Source organism: Brooklawnia sp. (assembly GCF_032229645.1).
In the GTDB taxonomy this organism is placed as follows: Bacteria; Actinomycetota; Actinomycetes; order Propionibacteriales; family Propionibacteriaceae; genus Brooklawnia.
In genome coordinates this window covers 31,778-51,609 of record NZ_JAVTWX010000085.1, presented here as the reverse complement: position 1 = coordinate 51,609, position 19,832 = coordinate 31,778, and the positions used below count along the sequence as shown (strand labels likewise).

Annotated in this window: 17 protein-coding genes; 8 read left to right on the top strand and 9 right to left on the bottom strand. The window is 64.4% G+C overall.

Going from position 1 to position 19,832, the window contains the following annotated elements; genetic code table 11:
• Together AAFP05_RS06235 and AAFP05_RS06230 are read left to right on the top strand one after the other, a co-directional pair.
• On the top strand, positions 1–329 hold a 329-nt coding region (locus AAFP05_RS06235; protein ID WP_341728986.1), incomplete at its 5' end, for a hypothetical protein.
• Positions 326–1,285 carry a BsuBI/PstI family type II restriction endonuclease gene (locus tag AAFP05_RS06230; RefSeq protein ID WP_341728985.1) on the top strand — a complete coding sequence of 320 codons (960 nt, stop codon included), beginning with the start codon at positions 326–328 and terminating at the stop codon, positions 1,283–1,285. The genes AAFP05_RS06235 and AAFP05_RS06230, both read left to right, overlap by 4 nt.
• Positions 1,286–1,815: 530 nt before the next feature.
• Here the strand turns inward: AAFP05_RS06230 and AAFP05_RS06225 are convergent.
• The 5 genes from AAFP05_RS06225 to AAFP05_RS06205 all read right to left on the bottom strand — a co-directional run bounded on the left by AAFP05_RS06225 (position 1,816) and on the right by AAFP05_RS06205 (position 6,307).
• Positions 1,816–2,667 carry a serine hydrolase domain-containing protein gene (locus AAFP05_RS06225; RefSeq protein WP_341728990.1) on the bottom strand — a complete coding sequence of 284 codons (852 nt, stop codon included), beginning with the start codon at positions 2,665–2,667 and terminating at the stop codon, positions 1,816–1,818.
• A gap of 28 nt (positions 2,668–2,695) precedes the next feature.
• Entirely contained in the window at positions 2,696–3,139 is a 444-nt protein-coding gene (locus tag AAFP05_RS06220) for an SRPBCC domain-containing protein (protein WP_341728984.1), read from the bottom strand.
• Positions 3,139–3,459 carry a metalloregulator ArsR/SmtB family transcription factor gene (locus AAFP05_RS06215; RefSeq protein ID WP_341728983.1) on the bottom strand — a complete coding sequence of 107 codons (321 nt, stop codon included), beginning with the start codon at positions 3,457–3,459 and terminating at the stop codon, positions 3,139–3,141. Before AAFP05_RS06215 ends, AAFP05_RS06220 begins: the two co-directional genes overlap by 1 nt.
• 283 nt (positions 3,460–3,742) lie before the next feature.
• Positions 3,743–4,399: a hypothetical protein gene (locus tag AAFP05_RS06210; protein WP_341728982.1), complete on the bottom strand. Its 657-nt coding sequence runs from the start codon at positions 4,397–4,399 to the stop codon at positions 3,743–3,745.
• A gap of 135 nt (positions 4,400–4,534) precedes the next feature.
• Positions 4,535–6,307 (bottom strand): lipase family protein, encoded by a 1,773-nt coding sequence (locus tag AAFP05_RS06205; protein ID WP_341728981.1) that lies wholly within the window; start codon positions 6,305–6,307, stop codon positions 4,535–4,537.
• Positions 6,308–6,641: 334 nt separating this feature from the next.
• Between AAFP05_RS06205 and AAFP05_RS06200 the strand changes: the two genes are divergently transcribed.
• The 5 genes from AAFP05_RS06200 to AAFP05_RS06180 all read left to right on the top strand — a co-directional run bounded on the left by AAFP05_RS06200 (position 6,642) and on the right by AAFP05_RS06180 (position 12,415).
• The gene (locus tag AAFP05_RS06200) at positions 6,642–7,613 is read left to right on the top strand and encodes an AraC family transcriptional regulator (protein ID WP_341728980.1); all 972 of its coding nucleotides are present in this window, start codon (positions 6,642–6,644) and stop codon (positions 7,611–7,613) included.
• A gap of 54 nt (positions 7,614–7,667) precedes the next feature.
• On the top strand, positions 7,668–8,366 hold the full coding sequence (locus AAFP05_RS06195) for a hypothetical protein (protein WP_341728979.1): 699 nt from the start codon (positions 7,668–7,670) through the stop codon (positions 8,364–8,366).
• A 329-nt stretch (positions 8,367–8,695) separates the two neighbouring features.
• The gene (locus AAFP05_RS06190; RefSeq protein WP_341728978.1) at positions 8,696–10,822 is read left to right on the top strand and encodes a hypothetical protein; all 2,127 of its coding nucleotides are present in this window, start codon (positions 8,696–8,698) and stop codon (positions 10,820–10,822) included.
• Between the two features lie 256 nt (positions 10,823–11,078).
• Positions 11,079–11,912, top strand: a complete 834-nt coding sequence (locus tag AAFP05_RS06185; protein ID WP_341728977.1) for a cytochrome c oxidase assembly protein — start codon at positions 11,079–11,081, stop codon at positions 11,910–11,912.
• On the top strand, positions 11,909–12,415 hold the full coding sequence (locus AAFP05_RS06180) for a hypothetical protein (protein WP_341728976.1): 507 nt from the start codon (positions 11,909–11,911) through the stop codon (positions 12,413–12,415). The genes AAFP05_RS06185 and AAFP05_RS06180 overlap by 4 nt, the downstream gene beginning before the upstream one ends.
• Positions 12,416–12,479: 64 nt before the next feature.
• Here AAFP05_RS06180 and AAFP05_RS06175 read toward each other — a convergent pair whose 3' ends face one another.
• Positions 12,480–13,460, bottom strand: coding sequence for a ketoacyl-ACP synthase III (locus AAFP05_RS06175; protein WP_341728975.1), 981 nt, complete (start codon positions 13,458–13,460; stop codon positions 12,480–12,482).
• A gap of 116 nt (positions 13,461–13,576) precedes the next feature.
• Positions 13,577–15,460, bottom strand: a complete 1,884-nt coding sequence (locus AAFP05_RS06170; protein WP_341728974.1) for an NAD-dependent epimerase/dehydratase family protein — start codon at positions 15,458–15,460, stop codon at positions 13,577–13,579.
• 135 nt (positions 15,461–15,595) lie between these two features.
• On the opposite strand from AAFP05_RS06170, the gene AAFP05_RS06165 reads away from it, so the two are divergent.
• A complete protein-coding gene (locus AAFP05_RS06165) occupies positions 15,596–16,054 on the top strand; it encodes a hypothetical protein (protein WP_341728973.1) in 459 nt (152 codons plus the stop codon).
• Between the two features lie 7 nt (positions 16,055–16,061).
• On the opposite strand, the gene AAFP05_RS06160 is transcribed toward AAFP05_RS06165, so the two are convergent.
• The gene (locus AAFP05_RS06160) at positions 16,062–17,858 is read right to left on the bottom strand and encodes an ABC transporter ATP-binding protein (RefSeq protein WP_341728989.1); all 1,797 of its coding nucleotides are present in this window, start codon (positions 17,856–17,858) and stop codon (positions 16,062–16,064) included.
• A gap of 83 nt (positions 17,859–17,941) precedes the next feature.
• A complete protein-coding gene (locus tag AAFP05_RS06155) occupies positions 17,942–19,768 on the bottom strand; it encodes an ABC transporter ATP-binding protein (protein WP_341728972.1) in 1,827 nt (608 codons plus the stop codon).
• Between the last annotated feature and the right edge of the window lie 64 nt (positions 19,769–19,832).

Below are 19,832 nucleotides of genomic sequence, written 5' to 3'. Positions count from 1 at the left end.
GCGCGAAGGAAGAACGCCGACGAATCGTCGCTTCGGTCTGGTCGCCACTGGACAACCCCGGTGAGGTGGCGTTCGAGAACCACCTCAACGTCTTCCATATCGGCGGTCACGGCATGGACGAGGACCTTGCCAAAGGAATCGCCGTATGGCTCAACTCGTCGGTCATCGACAAGTTCTTCCGCACCTTCTCGGGTCACACACAGGTCAACGCCACCGACCTTCGAACCCTCCGGTTCCCCACCGCCGACACATTGCGCGAACTGGGATGCAACTCCGTCGTGTCTCAGGTCGAGGTTGACTCCCTGGTCAAGGAGTTGATCGCCGCATGAACGAACTGAACGACGCCGCGCATGAGCGCGTGGAAGAGGCTCGAATAGTCCTTGAGACACTCGGAATGGATGCCGAGCGCAGCAACGAACGATCAGCGCTCGTGCTGCTGGCGCTCCTGAAACTCACACCCTCCGAGTCCTGGACCGAAGCTGCCAATCCGATGCTTGGCACGCGCGCGATCATGGACTTCATCCGCGACGAGTACGGCAAGGACTACGCGCCGAACACCCGTGAAACGGTTCGGCGGTTCACGCTGCATCAGTTCGTGGAAGCACAGCTCGTCGTGCAGAACCCAGACCAGCCGCAGCGCCCCGTCAACTCGCCAAAGTGGAACTATCAAGTCACGGCTGAAGCATTGGACGTGCTGCGCGCCTACGACGCCGACGAGTGGCCGTCCGCTGTCGATCGGTATCGCGCTGAGCTGCCGGGGCTCAAGGCCCGGTACGCGGCGGTGCGCGAGATGGATCGCATCCCGCTCGCCCTCCCTGATGGGTCGGTCTTCACCCTGACGCCGGGCGGCCAGAACGTCCTGCTCAAGGCGATGGTCGAGGACTTCTGCCCGCGCTTCACCCCAGCCGGACAGGTGCTGTACATCGGCGATGCAGGCGACAAGTGGGCACTCTTCGAACGGGACACCCTCGCGTCGCTCAAGGTGACGGTCGACGAGCACGGCAAGATGCCCGACCTCGTCATCTACCTTCCAGACCGCAATTGGCTTGTGCTCCTCGAAGCAGCCAGTTCCCACGGCCCAGTCGACTCCAAGCGGCAAGCCGAACTTGCTGATCTGTTCGCGGAGTCAACGGCGGGGCTCGTCTACGTCTCGTGCTTCCCCGACCGGGCCGAGTTCCGCAAGTACGTCGACAAGATCGCTTGGGAGTCCGAAGTCTGGTGTGCCGACCACCCCACCCACATGATTCACTACAACGGCGAACGCTTCCTCGGGCCATACGAATAGGGCGGCTCCATGCGCCAGGATCAGCGGGTCACCGGGCTCGTTGAGAATATCGGCAGCACGGTCGTGCGCTTGGTTCCGCGCCGAAATCAGCTGCTGGTCTCCCCGGCGAGTATGAACGGCGGCGAACGGTTCGGCGAGTACTGCGTCGGGCTGTTCGTCCTCTTCGCCGATGTAGATGCGCTCGAAGAACGCCTGGTTGGCGAGGCGCTTGCCGTTGTCGTCGGACTGCCAGTACGTCTGCGCGCAGCGGGCGAGCAGGCCTATCGCGGTGGCGAGGTGCTTGCGCTGCCCGGTGTGTTCCTCGTGCCCGCTGTCGAGCTTGCGGTCGATCTCGGCGAGGCCGGCACGGATGCGGTCTTGGTGGCGCTTGAGGGTCTCGAGATCGATGGCGTATGCTCTCGCTGGCCCGGCCCAAGGAGGCCACCCACGCGTGAGCCCGCCACCACGTCGCGCGCTCGTCTCGGCGTGGGGAGAACCGCATCTCCACCCGCGCACAGAAGCGCGCGGGCACCGGTTCGCGCCTTCCGTGGTCACAGCAGCGAATCGATCTCGGTGGTAACGAGGTCTGAGAGGTGTTGCGCGGTTGTGAGATCCTGGTTCAGGCGGTTCTTCGTGACCGCGAACGATATCCCCGTGGTGGGATCGGCGTAAGCATAGCTACCGCCTCCACCGGGCCAGCCGAACGCTCTCTGAGGTTCGTCACTCGGGGCTCCGATGCGCCCCAGCGGGTAGCCCAGGGCCATTCTCGCCGGGGTGTCGAAGACCTGGTCGGTGCCCTCGAAGGCGACTGCTGACAGCTCTGTCAGCTGGCTCGCGGGGATCAGCTCGCCGTCCAGCACCGCGGCGTACACCGCCGCGAGGCCTCGTGCGGTGAATGTACCCACGGAAGGGATGTCAGCCTGCAGAAGGTCTGGGTCATTGCCCATCGACGCGCGCGGTCGCGTCTCCCACGGCGCCAGGATGCTGACATGTCCTGCCGGTTCGATCGAGACCGGATCGGCATCCTCCAGGCGGGCGAGCCGGTCAAGCTCGGTCGGGGGCACGCCGAAGTACAGCTCGCCCGCGATCCCGAGGGGTGCCGCGATCCAGTCGTGCAACAGCCCGCGCATCGGCTTGCCGGTGAGTCGTCGCGCGATCTCGCCGACCAGGAAGCCGAAAGTATAGGAGTGGTAGCCGGTCTGGGTCCCGGGTTGCCACACCGGTTCCGCCGCAGCGATGGCCGCGCAGACCCGTGGCCAGTCGGCGAGGTCGGCAGGGCCGAGCGTCTCGGGGATGGCCGGCAGCCCGACGGTGTGGGTGAGGACGTGGCGGAGCGTCGCTGCGCCCTTGCCATGTGCGGCGAACTCCGGCCACACCTCTGCCACGGGTGTGTCGTATCGGATCAGGCGATCTCGTGCTCACTCTCCGTGGTCATGATCGAGCCACCTGACGGCCGAGCGCATCCAGCCAGTTTCCGGTGCCCTGCTCACGCCACTCGGGCTGTTCCCGATCGTCCAGGAACACGTCGTGCTCAGTGAGGATCAGGCGGGTTCCGTCACCGTCCGCTTCGAACTGCACGGTCGTGAGCGACATTGTCGAAAGGATCTCGTCGGTAAACAGCGCCGTGGTGTAGACGATGCGTTCCTCGCGCACGATGTCGTGGTACTCGCTCCTCGCGACCAGACTGCTCTCACCAGCGCCGTGCACGATCTCGGTGCCGCCGACCCGGAACTCCAACGAGTAGCGGTCGTCGTGAACAGCGAACCACCTGGCCTTGGACTCTTGATAGGACCAGGCGCCGAAGACCGCGGCAGGGGCTGCCGAATAGGTCCGCTCGAGCGTAAACGTGCTGTGCTTCACCGAGTGATCGGTCATTATTCCATCTCCTTCTTCTCATCGTCGAGCACCGCCTGAAGTCGATCCAGGTGGTGTTCCCACGCGGTTCGCTGACGCTGCAGCCATGCCTCGGCGTTACGCAGGCCGGCCGGGTCGATCTGGCATGTGCGGACGCGCCCGACCTTCTGCGACCGCACCAGCTCGCTGTCCTGCAAGACCTTCAGGTGCTGCACCGTGGCGGCGACGGTTACGCCGAGCACGGCCGCCAGCTCGCTCACGGAGGCAGGCCCCGTGGTCAACCGTTCGACAACCGCTCGACGGTTGCCATCCGCGAGCGCGTGGAACACGCGATCCGCCATTTGGTTAAGCATGTGCTTAACTATAGACGCTCCGCCACAGATGGTCAAGCGTTCACTTAAGTAAATCCGGGAGGGACGAACACGACGACACCGACCAGCCCAGCGATGACATCTCAGACGAGGAATGGGGAGCGCACCTGGCGAACCGGCGCACCACCTTCGCCTACCTCGTCGAGGACGCCGCCACCGAGCACAAGAGCCCGGCTCGGACTCCGCTGACCAGCCAGCAGGAGCGACTTCATCACGGGCCGAGCCGCGCTCAGGTCACGGGGGCCGGGACTGCTCAGCTTGGCGACGGGGCCTTCGTGTACCCCCACACTGTCGCCCGGTGAACCCCGAACCGCTTCGCGATCGACAGCACACTTTCGCCGCCCGCTCGCGCGGTTCTAATAGCTTCTACTTCCTTCTGCGTTGCCCATGGCGCCCATGATTGCGAAGAACCAGACGATGAGCAGCGGCACCCGCCAACCCTTGAATAGCGCGAGCGCGCCGAGCGTGAACGCAGCATAGGACCCCATGTTGCCCCAGATGAAGAATTCGACTGTCGTGGGGGCGCACCGAACACGTCTTCTGGCCAGCGTATCCAGAATCGGCCGGAGTATTCCTCGGCGAAGTGAAGGAACTGCCATGCGAGCGCCGCAAGATAAATCGGCAGCACTCGTGCCGGGTCCGGATCAGCCTTGGCCGTGCTCGCGAGGTGCAGCCCGCACGCGATCACCATCGCTGGGATGAACAGGTCGAGCGCCATCTGGCGGTCATTGTGCTCGTCGTCCCGGTGGAGCAGCACCAACAACGGAATCGTCACCTGCTTCGCGTCGTCCAGGATCGAACGCGGCACGAAACTGCCCGCGAACAAGCTGGCGGCTCGAATAAATCGCGCGGCACGAGAAAGCTCATTGGTTCGGCGGCAACGCGTCGAGACAAGATGGCGAACACGCATCGTCCTCACTCTCGTTCAGAGGTGTGGCCGGGTGATCAGCTCGAGATAGTGACCTGATGGGTCATGCAAGTAGGTGCCTCGGCCCCATGCTCGTTGTTGATCTCGCCTGGTCGCGTTCGTTGCGCGCAGTAGGCGCTAGCCGCCGCAGGTTGGGCTATACGGCTCGCCTTCGAAAAGGCCGTTCGTCCACTCCAGGAGTTCGCCGGGGAGCGGCGATCCCTCCTCGACAATGTCCATGTGTCCCATGCCGGGATAGGTGCGGTATTCCACCGGCTGGCCTGCGGCGCATTGGTCGGCGACGAACTTGGCCTGCACTTCGGGCAGCACGAGGGTGTCCGCCTCGCCTTGGCCTATGAACAGCGGCGCTTCGATGATGCCTCGCGGCGTGTTCTCCTCCGCATGCTCGAGGAGCGAGCCGTGGAGGGGGTCGCCGGCCCACACGGTGCCGTCGGCGAACAGGGCGGTGGCGATCGAGGCTATCGTGCCCGGGTCCGTCAGGCAGCGCTTCGCCGTCTCGTCGACGAGGATGCGCGCGCCCGGGCGCACATAGTCCCGCAGCGCGATGTCGTCATACACGGCAGCGTATGAAGTGATCATGAAAGCTCCGAAAACACTGCCGATGCGGGTCTGGGTGAGGCCCGCGAGGAGCCCCGCTAGGTCGCTGGCGGGCGAGAGCGATGCCACGCCTGCGATGTCGAGTTCGGGGGCATAGGACGAGGCGAGCCCACCCGCCCACAGGGACGCGTGCCCGCCCTGCGAATGCCCCCAGATCGCAGTCCGCGAGCCGAGGTGCGCTTCGTTCAGTTCCTGCGCGGCCCGAATGGCATCCAGCACGCTGCGTCCCTCGGATTCGCCGACGAGATACCCGTGGGGGCCCTTGGTGCCGAGGCCGATGTAGTCGGTTGCGACGACCGCCCAGCCCTGAGCGAGAACGCCGTTGATTGACGGCATGGCGCCGGCCACGAACGGATGCTCGAGCAGTGAGGGCGCACAGCCTTCGGCTGAGCCGGTGGTTCCGTGTGCCCAGGCGATGACCGGCGCGCCCTGTGACCCGGTGGGGGCGGCGATGATAGCGGACGCCACGGTGATCGACCCGTCAGCGGCCGTTGTCGTGTACAAGGTGCGCCAACCGGTGGCATCTGCAGGTATATCGGTGGTGAACGGTTCCGAGTGAATAAGTGTGCCTGGCTCGGCCGGGAGGTCGTGGGGTGCTGAGTAGAACGAGTCGGGGACAGGAGTGCCTGAGAACTTCGAGCTCACCCAGAGCGCGCCGAACGCGAGTACGCACACCATCCCGGCGGCGACCGGACGCACCCACGTGCGGTGTTTGCGCTGGCCGGCGTCCAGCGGCTTCTTGCGCAGGATTCGCAGTGCGTCACCGAGCTGCTCGACACCAAAGACAATGAGCTGCACGCCGAACACGACCGACAAAGCGAAGACCGACAGATCCGGCCACGCCAGCGCGACGATGCCGAACGCGATCCAGGAGATGCCGAACAGCGCATCAGCAATCCACCCGTCGCTGCGCCCTACGACAGCCTGGAAGACCTTGACTGCGCCTGCGATGATGAGCGCGGCAACCACACAAAGGACCAGTATCGTGATCGTCAGGGCAGGGATGGCGAGTACCAGGATGCCGCCGGTAACCCACGCAATCCGGGCACACCACGTCAGCGCACGGTCGGGCTTGGAGCGGCTGGCGTCCGAGGGGATGAATGCGTTCACGAACATGCCGCACGCGATCAGAACCACGAGCGCACCCAGTGACGCGAAGGGGCGGACGACCAGCAGCACGCCGCTGGCGACGGCAAGGACTCCGACCGCGATCAGGAACGCCGGCTCACGTGTCCAGTTCCACGCGCCGACGCGGGAAAACCGTCCGAGAACACTGCTGAATGCGGAGGCCACAATGCTGAGGTTACAGGCCTGGGCCCGCGTCATCGGTGCGGCCAATAGTGGTGTGCGCCGGGGAACTGGGCCGACACCACGGTGGACCTCATCTGGGCTTGTTGCCGGCATCGACACGACGGCGGCGACCATCAGTGGGCTTCCGCAGCTGAGGAAAAGTCTGCAGGGGCTTAAGGCAGCGCGAGTTATGCGGATGCAACCGTGGGGCGGCGACCGGTCGCCGGAGGCGTCCGGCTAAAATTGCTTGAAATTTCGCGCCGCAGGGAGCGGCTGGAACCGCAATCACTGGTGAGGGCGGAATTGCTGGATTCGCGGCTGATCGGAGGAATGCCCGATGTCATTGCTGAACGTGCATGCCTCGTCCTGGCAACAACTGGCGGATGTCTACAGGTCATCGGTTGTGCCCATGGACATAGACGACCTATCGGCGTCGTTCGACGCCGACATGGCGTGCTGGGACATGGGTGAGGCAATCAGCGTCGTGCATATCCGTACCTCTCCCGTGCAAATGAGTCGGCGTGCATCGCACATAGCGCAATCCAACTGCGATTCTCTGATTCTCGGTCTGAACATGTCCGGACGAATGTACGGCAGCGTGGCGGGATCCCTGTGCGGGCTCGAGGGAATCTCCGCCTCATTTTTGCCTATCGATGCTCCCTGGACCGTCGTGATTGAGACCGACGTTGAGCATCTGACGGTACGACTATCGCGCAGCGCGCTTCATCTGTCGGATTCGATGGTCAACAGGGGCGTGATGCACGCCATCTGCTCGAGCAACCCCTATTTGCGGGTGCTTGCGGGATACCTGAGGTCGGTCGAAGACAGTGCGGTGTTCCTTGACCAGTCTGCGTCCGAATTCATGGGGTCGGTCGCATTGGAACTCGTCACCAACATGCTGCTCGGTCTATTGGACGAAAAGCGCACCTCAATGAGCGCCGACGCGTTGGCGCTGTCCATGGTGCAGTTCATTCGAGAGAACTTCACGAATCCTGATCTGTCGGTGGGGCCCATTTCGTCCAAATTCCGAGTTTCGGAACGCTATGTGCATCGGGTCTTCGCGGAAATGAACGATACCCCCAGCCGCATGATTCAACGGTTTCGGATCAAGCGTGCCTGCGAACTTCTGGGGAATTCGACGATGACGGTTGCTGGCATCGCCGGGGCGGTGGGATACCTGGACATCTCCACCTTCCACCGCGCTTTCAAGCGCGAGATGGGTATGTCGCCCAAGGCGTGGCGAGAGCGTTCGCAAACTGCCACAGGCCCGGTCGCAGAACGCCCGAATGTTGTTCTAACGGCAAGTTAGCGTGTCATCGCGGTGGCTGAGCGGCCACCGTCTGATACGGACTTGGGGTAGGACATGAAGATCGAGTTCAGCGGGACGATTCTCGCGCCAGCGCTGGCAGCGGCACCCGTAGCGATAGTGCTGGCTTTCAACCGGTACCGGAAGCGCCATCATGCGACACCCGAGGAGGCGAATCGCCAATACCCGGGAGATGACCTGGTGCCCGAGGTGCCGGGATTTGACACCCGCGCCATCACGATCGATGCGCCACCTGAGAAGGTCTGGCCACTGATCAATCAGCTCGGCCAGGACAGGGCAGGCTTTTACAGCTTCTCCACCTTCGAGCGGATAGTGCACTTCCTCATCCATAACACCTACGAGCCGCAGGCACGCTGGCAGCACAAGGCAGGCGACTGGATCTTCTACGGTCAGCAGGGGATCGGCAGCGGAATCGTGGAACACGTTCCGGGCGAGTACATGACCACGTTGTCCGATACGCGCAAGCCGCCGACTCAGGATGGCGCGATCGCCTGGGCGCCGCCGGGCTGGAACCAATACGCGTTTTGCTGGAACTTCCACCTCATCCCACTACCCGACGGCAGAACCAGGTTCATCTCCCGAACCGGTGGCTGGGGAGAACTGGGCGACCGGCATCCGCGACTCGGCACCTTCATCAACACCTACCTGTGGGGATGGTCCGGCACGGTGATGACCACCCGCATGCTCGAGGTCATCAGGGCGTGCGCGGAAGGCAAGCCCTTCATCAAGTCATAGGCCCTTCCTGGCGGTTCGGGCGTTCTCGGCCAGAGAAGCAATGGACGCTCATGGTCGCAATCCTTTGCAAACGCAGCCACTCGACGCAGCGCGGCCCGGTGGCGCAGGTGATATGAAAGCGAGATCAGAATGAAAAAGACAACATGCACAGGCGAACTGGTCGGAACAGCGCGCCTGATCGGCGGGCTGGCAGTAGTCGCTGCCCTCGGCATACCGCTTTATGCCGCGTCCATCAAAGTCTTCGATGCGATTTGGGGAAACACAGTCACGACGCGTGGCGCGGCAATGTCTGAAGACCAGGATTCGGCAGCCACACAGGCGGACCGTCCATGAGCCAGGACGTCGCCAACTCGCTGGGGCCGTCGGCCGAGCAGCGCGTCCATGTGACGAGGCTTGCCGATGGCACCCGCAGACTCCTGCAGTGGCCGGTCCGCGACGATCCCTACGGGCCCGCGACCAAGCGACGCCTGTGGCGAACCAGGGCGATCTACCTGGTCGTGGCAGCGGTCGGAGTGGGGCTGGTGCTTCTCGCCTCGGGCCCGCGTTGGCACGCCTTCGGAATCGGGTTGCTGTTTCCCGGTGCCGGCATGTTCTATCCGGCCGATGGGGCGGCCACGGTACTGCTCAACCTGGTTTGGTTCGCGGGCACGCTGGCGGTCTTCGCGCTGAGCCTGCTCATCTGGTTCGCGACCGCGAACATATTCGCCCCGATCGCAGTCTGGGTGGGCGCAGCCGCTGTGGCCGCGTTGCGCACCCCACAGGCGGGTAACGATTGGTTCGCGGTTATCCCGCTGGCCGGCCTGCTGGCGTACGCCATTGCTCACCGGATATGGGTACAGCGCAGTTTCGCCCGGGCCGAGCGGGCCACCGGTGAAAGAAATGCGGCCGTTGCGGACATGGTCATGCCTGCTCGGCCGAGTTTTGTTCCTGCCAAGCCCTTTGTCGGTTCTGAGTTGACCGAAGATGAGCTCTCCTTGCTGCGGTATCCCTTGGAACTGGGACTTCAACCGGTGGAGTCATTTTGGGGCTTCGATCGTATGGATCAGTTCCGCGACGCCGCTACCCGCTATCAGGCGGATTTCCTCGGATATCTACTGGCGCTCGTAAATTACTCCCGGATGCCCGCATTTCGCGGTTATCTTGCCCAGGCGCAGCGCAACCTTATCGACAAAGTGCTGCTCCCGCCGATGTGGGACTACTGGCGATTGGAGAACCGCTGGGGCAACCTGCGGTGGAGTGGCGATCCGGTGATCCGGGACAACATCATGCTCAGTGGTTGGCTCGGCATGCACGTCGGACTCTACGAGTCGGTCACCGGAGACCACCATTACAGCGAGCCGGCCGGACTGACGTTCCGGTGGAACGAGTCGAAAGCGTACGTTCACGATCTCGGAACCATGAACCGCGCGGTCTACGACAATTTCCGCCGCTACGACCTGGGATTCTTTCCGTGTGAGCCCAACTGGATCTATCCGGTCTGCAACTCGGCCGGAATGATGTCACTGATCCTGAACGACAGGCTCCACGGGACCAATTATTCGGCTGATCTGGCCGATAGCTATCGCTTCGCCCACGAGCGGGAGTTCGTTGCTCCCGACGGCACTCCGGTTGGTCTGAAGTCGACAAGATTGGGGTGGAACATCACGGTTCCTGAGGCACTCAAGAACCTGTCCACCGGTGGCCAGGCAGCCGGTTCGTCCTTGGCCGCCCGCGATTCCAGCGGTACAGCGTCGAGCACATTGTTCCTGCCCTTCCATACCGCGATCTTCCCCGATATCGCCGAACGCGACATCGTCGGCGGATCCTACGATGCGACACGTCAGGCAATCCTGTCCGGTGCGCTCGATTTGCACGCGATGTCTGCGGCCGGACCGCAAACCGGCGGGCCTGCGTATCTCGGTGTACTCGGTTATGCGACCGAGTACGGTGATGACGAACTGGCGGATGCCGTCAAGAAGGCATTCTGGAGCGATCCCAACTCCCACCTGGTCACCGAGAACGGGGTCAGATACTTCGACTGGGTCAAGCCGGAAGATCCCCTGCAGCCGGCTCGGCCGCGGCGCGACTCGATAGCCCCGGTGATGATTCAAAGCGTTCTGCTGTCCGGCTTCTTCGGCCGCCACGGTGCCGGTTATGACCTGATCAACCGGGGCAATCTGGACGAGTGGGACCGTGGGCCCCTGCTGGACGAGGTGCCGTATCCGGAGGTTCTGGTGGCCCGCGCGGTTACCGACGGCGAGGCGCTGGATGTCGTCCTGCGGCCGGGCGGTGAAGGCGGGCGGTTCACGATTTCGCTCTCCCGGCTGCGGCCTGGGCACGCCTACCGGGTGTCCGGTGCGCTGCAGCATGTGGTCGAGGCGGACGCGGAAGGTCGCGCTGAGCTAGAAGTCGACGTCCCGGGACGACACGAGCTGCGGGTGGAGCCGACCACCGCGTCGGCTGACCTGCTTCGGTGAGGGACCGATCATGGCGTGTTGCCTGATTGCCGCGTGGTTGTTCGGGTGGGTGAGGTCCGGAATCTCCGGACTGTGGCATTCCGCGACGGGGGTACCTAAGCCCGTCTCCCGTTTCCGCCCGCCAGAACCACCCATCGGCACCTGGAGTCAGCAGCATCCCTCACCGACCGACAATTCCGTGACGTCGAACGCCCGGCGGAGCCGACCGCGGCGGTGGACGTCGTTTGGGCTGGTCGCCGCCTTGGTGGGCGAGATCGTGCTGGCAGTTCTGTTGTGGCATTGGTGGCAGATTCAGGCCGGACGACTGATGATGCATCACTCGATGCCAGACTCCCCGAATGCCCTTGTCGTGATGGTGGTCGCCGGCAGCGAGGTGGCGCTGATCGTCGCAGCACGAGTGTGGCGGCAACGGCGTGTGCTGGCGGCTATCGCTATCGCCGGTCTCGCAGTGGTGGTGATCTCCACACTCCTGGGTGTCTCGGCTGGCTCGCATGTCGCGGCCATGGCGGAGATGGTGCTACTAACCACGGTGATTCCGATTGCGCTTACGGTGGGCACCGGCCGGCGAATGCCGGGTCCCGACGATGACCTCACGACTTCGGCCTCGACCAGTGCGCGACTACGGCTGATCCTTGCTGTCGCGGCGGCCGCTGCGTTGGTTGGGTCGGTATTCGTTTGGCACCTTCCGGTTATCCACCACGCCATGAACCAGCAGATGGTGTTCGTCCGCAATGCGGGCTATCTGGCGGTCGGCATGGCCTTGTGGTTCCTGTTGACCAGCGGGCTTCGTCCGGGACTTCCGGCGAAGACGTGTGTGCTGCTGCTACGGCTCGCTTACGGTGGCATGGGTGTCGTCGCGCTCGCCATGATCATCGGTGGGCAACCGCTGATGCCGGGAATGGAATCCACGCTGCCGTGGTCATCCCTGGCGGATCAACGAGCAGGGGGCCTCATCATGATGCTGGGCGACACGCTGCTCGTGTTGCCGGTCATCGCCGCGGCCTCGGTTGCTTCGGCCGCTCAGCAACCGGGATCGGATACGACATGGTTGCCGCAAAGCGCAGCCAGACGAGAAATGGAACTGATGTGAACACTGCGAACGAGCAAGAACTTGTGGCATGGCATGGACCCTCCGGGGCCTGGTATGCGACGGCACTGATCACCTTCGGGCTGGCCGGATTGGCATATCTCCTTGGCACGGCAGCGCTTGGCGTTGCATCCTCAGCAGCGCCGAATTCGACACGGACGATCACGCTGCTGGTGATCGCCGGGGCCGCGCTGCTCGCCGGGCTTGGCGTCGCTGTCTATCCTCGTCCGAAACCCACCCGCTTGGGCTACGTCAGGGACACGGTGAAGCGATGCGTGCGTGGGTCGGTGTGCAGCCTCGCCTTCAGCTGGTCGGTTCTCAGCTTCGTAGATACCTCGGCCTTCGGTGTTGCACCGATTGGCCAGACCTGGATCTTGGCGATCACACAGTTGGCCGGACTCGTCATTGCTGCCGTCTTGTGGGACCCGGCACAGAAACGAATTCTGCGCGCGTGGCTCGCCACCGTCAAGGGATACTCCATGTCGGCCACCGGGGCGGCGCAGTAGCGGCCGGGCTGGCCCGGGCCATCGGTTCGTCAAATAGTGGTCTGGCATCGTCCACGACCTGGATTCACCAGCGGATGATCATTCCCGTGGTGGTCAGGCCAGCACCGGTTCCGACGAGCAGCACCCGGCTGCCTTCGCCGATCCGGCCACCGGTGAGCGCCTGATGCAGTGTCAGCGGAATGCTCGCGGCGATGACGTTGCCATAGCGCTCCAGTGTGGTCTCCACCTTCTCATCAGGCCAGTCGTAGCGTCTCAGCAGCTTCATCCCGGCGGAGCTGGTCTGGTGGGGAATCGCCAGGTCGATGCCGTCCAAGCCCCGGGAAAGCCCTGGCTGCAGCTTCTCCAGAAAGCCCGGCAGCACCTTGTGCGCCAGCATCAGAGTCCGTCGTCCGTCCATGTGGAAGGTGAAGTCACGCCGGTCCGTGCTCGCATTCAGACCTGGGCGCCGATAGCCTCCCCCGGGAATCTCGGTGGCGGTGGCACCCTCGGGCCAGATCTGCGCCACGTAGCGCTCGATGCCTTGCTCTGGACGCTCTGCCGGTCCGAGGATCACTGCGGCCGCACCGTCGCCGAACAGCAGAGAGGACTCCGGATCGTCCAAGTTGAGGCCCCGGCTGGCGACCTCGCAGCTGACCACCGCGACGTGCCGAGCCTGCCCGGTCGCGATCAGCATCGAAGCCTGATAGATCCCGACCAGCGCGCTGACACAGGTGGAATGCACGGAGAAAGCCGGCCGTCCGACGAATCCGACGACTGCTGCCAGCTGGGCTGAGCCATCCGGGATCGGCTGCGGGAAACTGCCGGAGGCGTGGATGAGCACGTCGAGATCATCGACGGTCAGATTCGCTGTGGCCAGGGCCTGGACGAGCGCATCCGCGCCGTAGCTGACCGGGTCCTCGCTGGGATCCATCCAACGCCGCTCCCGGACTCCGGTCGCCTCCTCCGCCTTGCGCGGATCCACGCCGACACGCGCAGCCAGTTCCGCGGTGGTGACCACCCGTTCCGGCAACGCCTGTCCGGTCGCCAGGATCCTCATCTGCAGCATTCCCACTCCTCAACCCCGCAGCAGAACCCCCGCCGCATTCGCGCCACGAAGAAGATGCGTGCCACCGGCGCCCCTCGATTGTGACGCGTTCCCAGGTCACCAAGTGATGGCGCAACTCACCAGCGATCCGTCCCGGTCGTTGGAGCGTCATGAGAGACCACCACCTCTGCCGCCGGATGCCTGGCAAGCCAGCTGCGCCAGAATCCACCGGTGCGCCGAGCTGCGGCGAGATCGTGGAAGACGACGCGACGAGCCAGCCAATGCGGCTCGATTCCCTCTCGCAGTGCCCGTTCGCTCCATGCGACATCCCCGGCCAGGAGCACCAGACCGGCCCCGTCCCCGGTCTCCTCGCCGGTCCGGGCGACGGCGCTGACCGAGCCACCCGTATGACCGGGCGAGGGGACGATCCACAGACTGCCATCTGCGAAGAAGTCCATTGCCTGGGTGAACGGCGCCAACCAGTGCGGAGCGTCCGAAAAAGCGAACGGACGCAGTCGTCCCGCGTCCGGGACGATCGCGGGCACGATACCGTGACGCACCGCGGTCAGCCCGCCGAAACTGGTGAGTGCCTCGATCTCCGGCTGGTCCAGCCACACCGGAGCATGCGGAAAGTCGGCGGCCCCCGCCAGGTGATCCATGTGCAGGTGAGAGCAGATGATGGCCCGCACTGAATCCGCGGCCACCCCGCGCCGCGCCAGTTGTTCGGCCAGTGTCTGCCCGGCCGGCAGCCGCACGGGTAGCAAGGTCCCATACGGCCAGGCCGGCCAGTGCCGTACCGCCTCGACCGCTGCTCGCGAGTAGCCCGTATCGAACAGGACCAACCCGTGCTCGGGGTGCTGGATGAGTGTCACCCCTGCGGGGAATCGTTTGCGGCGCCAGAGCTCACCGCGCTGCGCGAGTGCCCCGATCGACACGCACCAGCCCGCTTGCAGTTGCTCAACTGCGAGGGTTGCCGTGCTGGCAGGGGTTGCCGGACGCGTCGACGATACGACCGGATGGCGTCGTCCCGGTGGCTCGACGCCCGAGAGCATGGCCGACAGCGTCGATGCCAGACCCCCGGTGAAGATCGGCTGGTAGCCCAGTTCGGTTCGTGCGCGGGTGAGATCCAGACGCAATCCACGAGTCAGCAGGCGGATCCCGGTGGCGGTGAGTTTCGGCTCGCCGCGGCGCAGGATCCGCGCGACCTGCTCGGTTCCGGCGGCCACCAACTCGACCGGACGCGCAGCCATGCGGCGGCCGGGACGAGCCACGCCCAGCGCGTCCGCCACCTGATCGATGCTCGCCCACACGGCGATAGGGTCACCGTCGGCGATGTTGACGGGCCCCGAGATGTCGCTCTCGACCGCCAGGCGGACGGCGTGGGCGGCATTGTCGACATGGGTGAGGTCGGTCAGCACGTCGCCGTCCACCAACCGAGGCAGCCGTCCGGCCTGTAGCGCCGCAATGACGCGGGGCATGATCGACGCGTCACCCGGCCCGTAGAGGCCCCGCGGCCGCAGGATGCAAGCCGCCGGATACGACCGGGACACCGCCACCTCGGCGAACCATTTGCTCTTCGCATAGTCGCTGTCGAATCGCGGTCCGACCCGAAGGCTCTCCGGCACCGGCCGGGCCGCAGTCCCCCACGTCGGATCGTCGTGCACCGCCCGGTTGTAGATACTCGGCGAACCGATGTACACCAGCCGGATTCCCCGCTGCGCGCACGCGGCGGCAAGTCGCGCCGAGGCATCGACGTTGGTGCGGCGCAGGTCTTCCCAGCGACCCCAGAGAGTCGACAATGCCGCGCAATGGACGACCGCGTCCACGCCGTCGAGCAAAGCCGGGAGATCCTGCGGTCTGGTCAGGTCGGCAGGCAGCAGTCGCACGCCGAGGCTTTCCAGCGCCGCACGCCGCTCCGTTGAGAACGTGCGGCCGGTACCGAGCACCTTGTGTTGTTCGGCCAGGAGCTTTGTCACCCGTCCCCCGAGGAACCCCGACGCTCCCGTGACCAATACCTTCATACGGTTGATTGTTGCAGGCAACGACGCTGACCCGGCTTTCCGAGCTGGTCGGTGACGCGGGCGGAAGTGTCACCATCGATTGGGCGGCCTGCCGAAGTGTCGTACCGTGATTCATCAGACACCAAGGAGACGGCAGTGACCTACTACGCCGACGGCACATTGTTGCAACGTCCGGGCTTGCTCGAATGGCAGAAGAACCACCGCGACGCCTTCGGTGTCGTCAGCACGCTGGGTGAGGCACGCCGACGCAGATCGTGGCGGACCTTCGGCTGGCTCGAGCCCGGCAACGACTACCGCACCGGGGCCTGCCCGCCCGAGTTCCTCCGGGTTCTGGAGGCAGCCGCCGATCACCCCGTCAATCGGACCAGAGGAATCCACCGTTGCCAACTCTGCCCGACGAGCACCCAAGACATCATGGCACCGGCCCCGAGCTACCCGACCACGACCGGGAGACTACTGCACCTCGGTTCGGCCTCGCTCGAGGTACGCGACGCCAACGGCCAGATCTGGATCGCGCCCACCCTCGTCCTGCACTACATCGCTGAACACGGCTACCTGCCACCCGCAGAGCTCGCGGACGCCGGCCCGGCCTGACAAGAACTCACCGATCATGCCTGCCACGCTGGCCGATGTGAACCGATCCAGCCCGGGCGTCCCTCTCGTCGGTCAGCCGCCAGCCGGCCGCCTGCTCGCGGCTGTGCCAGAAGTCGCGGTATCTGCCGTCAACTGCGATCAATTCTTCATGCGTGCCGGCCTGGACGACCGTGCCGTCGTCGCCGAGTACCACGATCGCGTCCGCCGAGCGAATGGTGTCGAGCTTGTGCGCGATCACCAGCACCGTCGAGCGCCGGCGCAAGGCTTCGACCGCGGCCACGATATTCGCCTCATTCTCGGGGTCCAGCGCGGAGGTCGCTTCGTCCAAGAGCACGATCTCCGAGCCCTTGAGCAGCGCGCGCGCCACCGAGACGCGCTGTCGCTCACCGCCGGACAATGCTCGTCCGCCCTCACCGACCAGGGAGTTCCAGCCGTCAGGCAGCCGGTCGACGATCTCGCTCACCCCGGCCAAATCGGCGGCCCGCTGCACCTGTTCATCGGGAGCAGATGGATTGCCGACCAGCACGTTCGCACGCAGCGTGTCGTCGAAGAGGTAGACGTCTTGGAAGACCATCGACAGCTGGCCCATCAGCTGTTCGACCGGTTGATCCCGCACATCTACTCCTCCGACCCTCACGATGCCAGAATCTACGTCGTAGAAGCGCGCGACCAGGCGGGCGATGGTCGTCTTACCCGAACCGGACGGCCCGACAAGCGCAGTCATCGTGCGGGCGGGCACTTTCAGCGAGACATCATCGAGCACCCGGACTTCCGGCAGATAGCCGAAGCTCACGTGATCGAGTTCGATCTGGCCGGGCTCACTCAGCGTCACAGGGTCAGTGGCGCCGCTCAGTACCGGGGCACCCAAGAGCCCATCTGCGGTGGCAACGTTTTGTCGTTGAGCCTCGATCCCGAGCCGCTGTTCCCCGATCTCGGCGAGAATCTGGTTGGCTCGCAACGCGATGCCGATGAATGCGAAGGCCTCGAGTGGCGCCAATTCACCGCTGATAGCGAACCCCGCCGCGAGCATGATCAGCCCGATCACCACGATCTGAGTGACCACACCGTTCAACAGATTTCCCAGCAACGAGTACCACAAGTCCCGGCGCGAGGCCCTGGATTCTTCGGCGAGGGCTTCTTCCAGCGGCAGATCGTCGTCGGCACGGCCGGCCGAGCGCAATGCCGGCTGATTCGAGGCGAACTCGACGATCCGCATCGACAGCTCCTTGCGCGGTGGCTCCACCTGCGCCATGCCGACTCCGGCCACCTTGGCCGACGCCCACATGATCAGTGCGAAGACAGGTACGGCGATCGTCAATGCGAGCCCGAGCTTCGGCTTCCAAATCCAGGTTCCGGCAAGCAGCACCAGCCCGGACGCGGTGCCGACATAGATCGGATAGATCATGTGCGCCACGGCTCCGGCCAGCCCGAGGATTCCGTCGCTGACGAGCCTGGACGAGGTCGCCGCGAATCCCTGCTTGAACCAGCCCAGCGGCAACCTGGCCACGTGGTCGCCGATCACCTGATGCAGCCTGGTGATCATGTCCATCGCAGCATCGAAGTTCTTCACCACCTGGAAATAGCTGATGATGAAGTTGACGACGGCGAGCACCGCCAGCACGATCAGCCAACCACCGATGCCCAGCCCCCAGGAGGGTTCCCCCGAGGCAAGAGCGGTGGACGCAGGCAGCAGCGCCAACAATGCCGCGCCCTGGATGACCCCGACCACAATCGCCAGCCCCAGGCTGAGGTTGAAGAGTCGCCGGCCCTCCGGGGTCATCAGGTGCTTGAAGTTCTCGATCATGCCGAGTTGGCGTCCGGTCTTGGTCACTCCTGCGTGCGTGGACGCGCCCGATTTCCGCGTGTTCTCGACAGCTTCGGCGGCGCTCATGCGCGGGCCTCCTTTGCCTGGTAATTGGCTTCATGACCGCGCCACAACGCTGCGTAATGGGGTTCGTCGGCAAGTTCTGCATGGGTTCCGTGCGCGACGATCCGGCCGCGTTCCATCACCGCTATCTGGTCGACCCCGACAATCGAGGCAGGCCGGTGCGCGATGACCAACACGGTGCGCCCCTGTGCAAGCTTGGTCAACGCCACCTGAATCTCCGCCTCCGATTCCGGATCGGTGAAGGCAGTGGCTTCGTCCAGAATCAGGACCGGCGCATCGGTGAGCAACGCCCGCGCGATCGCGATGCGCTGCTTCTGCCCGCCGGACAGGTCGGTATCCGATCCGACGATCGTGTCATAGCCCTTGTCCAGTGCCTCGATCTCGTCGGCGACCTGGGCCGCCCGAGCTGCCCGGCGAATCTGCTCATCGGTGGCGTCCGGCCTCGCCAGCGCAATATTGTCGCGAATCGAGATTCGCATCAGCTGCGGATCCTGCAAGACGAACGCCACCTTGGCGTATAACTGTTCGCTGCTGATCTGTCGCAGGTCGGCTCCACCGAGGGTGATGCATCCGGAATCAGGATCCTGGAAGCGGGCCACCATCGTGGCCAGCGTCGATTTGCCAGAACCAGATGGTCCGATGAGCGCGGTCACGGTACCCGGTGCCAGCGTCAAGGTGACGTCGTCGGCGGCCACCGTGTCTCCGTAGGAATAGCTGACGTGCTCGAAATGCACTTCGTCGCTCGCAGGAGATTGCGGATCTGCCGGCTCAGCGAGAGTGGGAATGCTGATCAGGTCCTGGATGCGTTTGGCCGAGGCTCCTGCCCGTTGATAGGCCCACCCGGTGTTCCCGATGGTTTGGATGGCAGCAGGTACCACCAATGCGATGAGGGTGGTGGCGAGCACATCGGCCGCGCTCACCCAGCCGGCATTCACCAGGGCTGTGCCGCCACCCAGATTCACCGCCAACAAGACGGGTACCGAGACGAACCCGACCGCCCATGAATTCGACTTGATCATCGGCCCATTCCAGGCATCCCAAAAATCCCCGAACTCCTTCGCAGCTTCGGCATAGCGCCCATGTGCGCGCCCCACGATGCCGAATGCCTTGACGACGGTGATGCCCGAAACAAACTCGATCATGCGGGACGAAACCTTGGCCAGCCTTGCCTCCATCTCCGCGGTTTTCACCGGCATGTCGCGCATGCACCAGGCGTAGATGCCTGCATATATCGGCAAAGTGGCAAGCGAAAGCAGACCCAACCGCCAGTCGACGATGAAGGCGTAGGAGACCAGCCCGATGGGCATGAAGATCGCCGAGGCGGTCTCCACGGGCGCATGTGCAATCAACGCATGTAGGGCAAGCAGGTCGTCTTGGACGGCCTTGCGGATTCTGCCCGAGGTCGTGGCACTGAACCACGACAGCGGTGCGTGGGCCAGGCTGGAGATCATCTGCGCGCGGAGATGAGCGGCCAGCTTGATGTCGCAGAAATGGGTCACGGCGAGTGCTACGAAGTAGATCACCAACCGGGCAACGAACGCCCCGATGAGGAAGTTCACCACAGCCCAAACCCGGCCGGAATCAGGATTCACGCCTTGGCTGTGAGCGGCGATCAGAATCTCCCCCAGCCGCACCAATGCGACATAAGGTGCCACCGCGATGAGCCCCGATATAGCGCCGAGGATGCGGCCCACCCACATGCGGGTCCTCACCGGAGCGAGCATCTGACTCAATGCGGCCTTGTCAATCGCCTGTTTTTCGGCCGCCGCCGCAGTCAGTTCGTCGAGCACGGACGCGACGTCCGGTGCGTTTGCCTGGGTTGTCATCTGACTTCCTCTCGGGAGGATTCGAAGCGGCGATCGGCGTTTGAGATCTGGCATCCCTGCGTGA

Bases quoted from the DNA above. Each gene is read 5' to 3' on its own strand.
- AAFP05_RS06160 (WP_341728989.1), bottom strand. From the start codon at position 17,858: ATGATCGAGAACTTCAAGCACCTGATGACCCCGGAGGGCCGGCGACTC.
- AAFP05_RS06220 (WP_341728984.1), bottom strand. From the start codon at position 3,139: ATGACCGATCACTCGGTGAAGCACAGCACGTTTACGCTCGAGCGGACC.
- AAFP05_RS06190 (WP_341728978.1), top strand. From the start codon at position 8,696: ATGAGCCAGGACGTCGCCAACTCGCTGGGGCCGTCGGCCGAGCAGCGC.
- AAFP05_RS06215 (WP_341728983.1), bottom strand. From the start codon at position 3,459: ATGGCGGATCGCGTGTTCCACGCGCTCGCGGATGGCAACCGTCGAGCG.
- AAFP05_RS06195 (WP_341728979.1), top strand. From the start codon at position 7,668: ATGAAGATCGAGTTCAGCGGGACGATTCTCGCGCCAGCGCTGGCAGCG.
- AAFP05_RS06210 (WP_341728982.1), bottom strand. From the start codon at position 4,399: ATGCGTGTTCGCCATCTTGTCTCGACGCGTTGCCGCCGAACCAATGAG.
- AAFP05_RS06200 (WP_341728980.1), top strand. From the start codon at position 6,642: ATGTCATTGCTGAACGTGCATGCCTCGTCCTGGCAACAACTGGCGGAT.
- AAFP05_RS06230 (WP_341728985.1), top strand. From the start codon at position 326: ATGAACGAACTGAACGACGCCGCGCATGAGCGCGTGGAAGAGGCTCGA.
- AAFP05_RS06155 (WP_341728972.1), bottom strand. From the start codon at position 19,768: ATGACAACCCAGGCAAACGCACCGGACGTCGCGTCCGTGCTCGACGAA.
- AAFP05_RS06175 (WP_341728975.1), bottom strand. From the start codon at position 13,460: ATGCTGCAGATGAGGATCCTGGCGACCGGACAGGCGTTGCCGGAACGG.
- AAFP05_RS06170 (WP_341728974.1), bottom strand. From the start codon at position 15,460: ATGAAGGTATTGGTCACGGGAGCGTCGGGGTTCCTCGGGGGACGGGTG.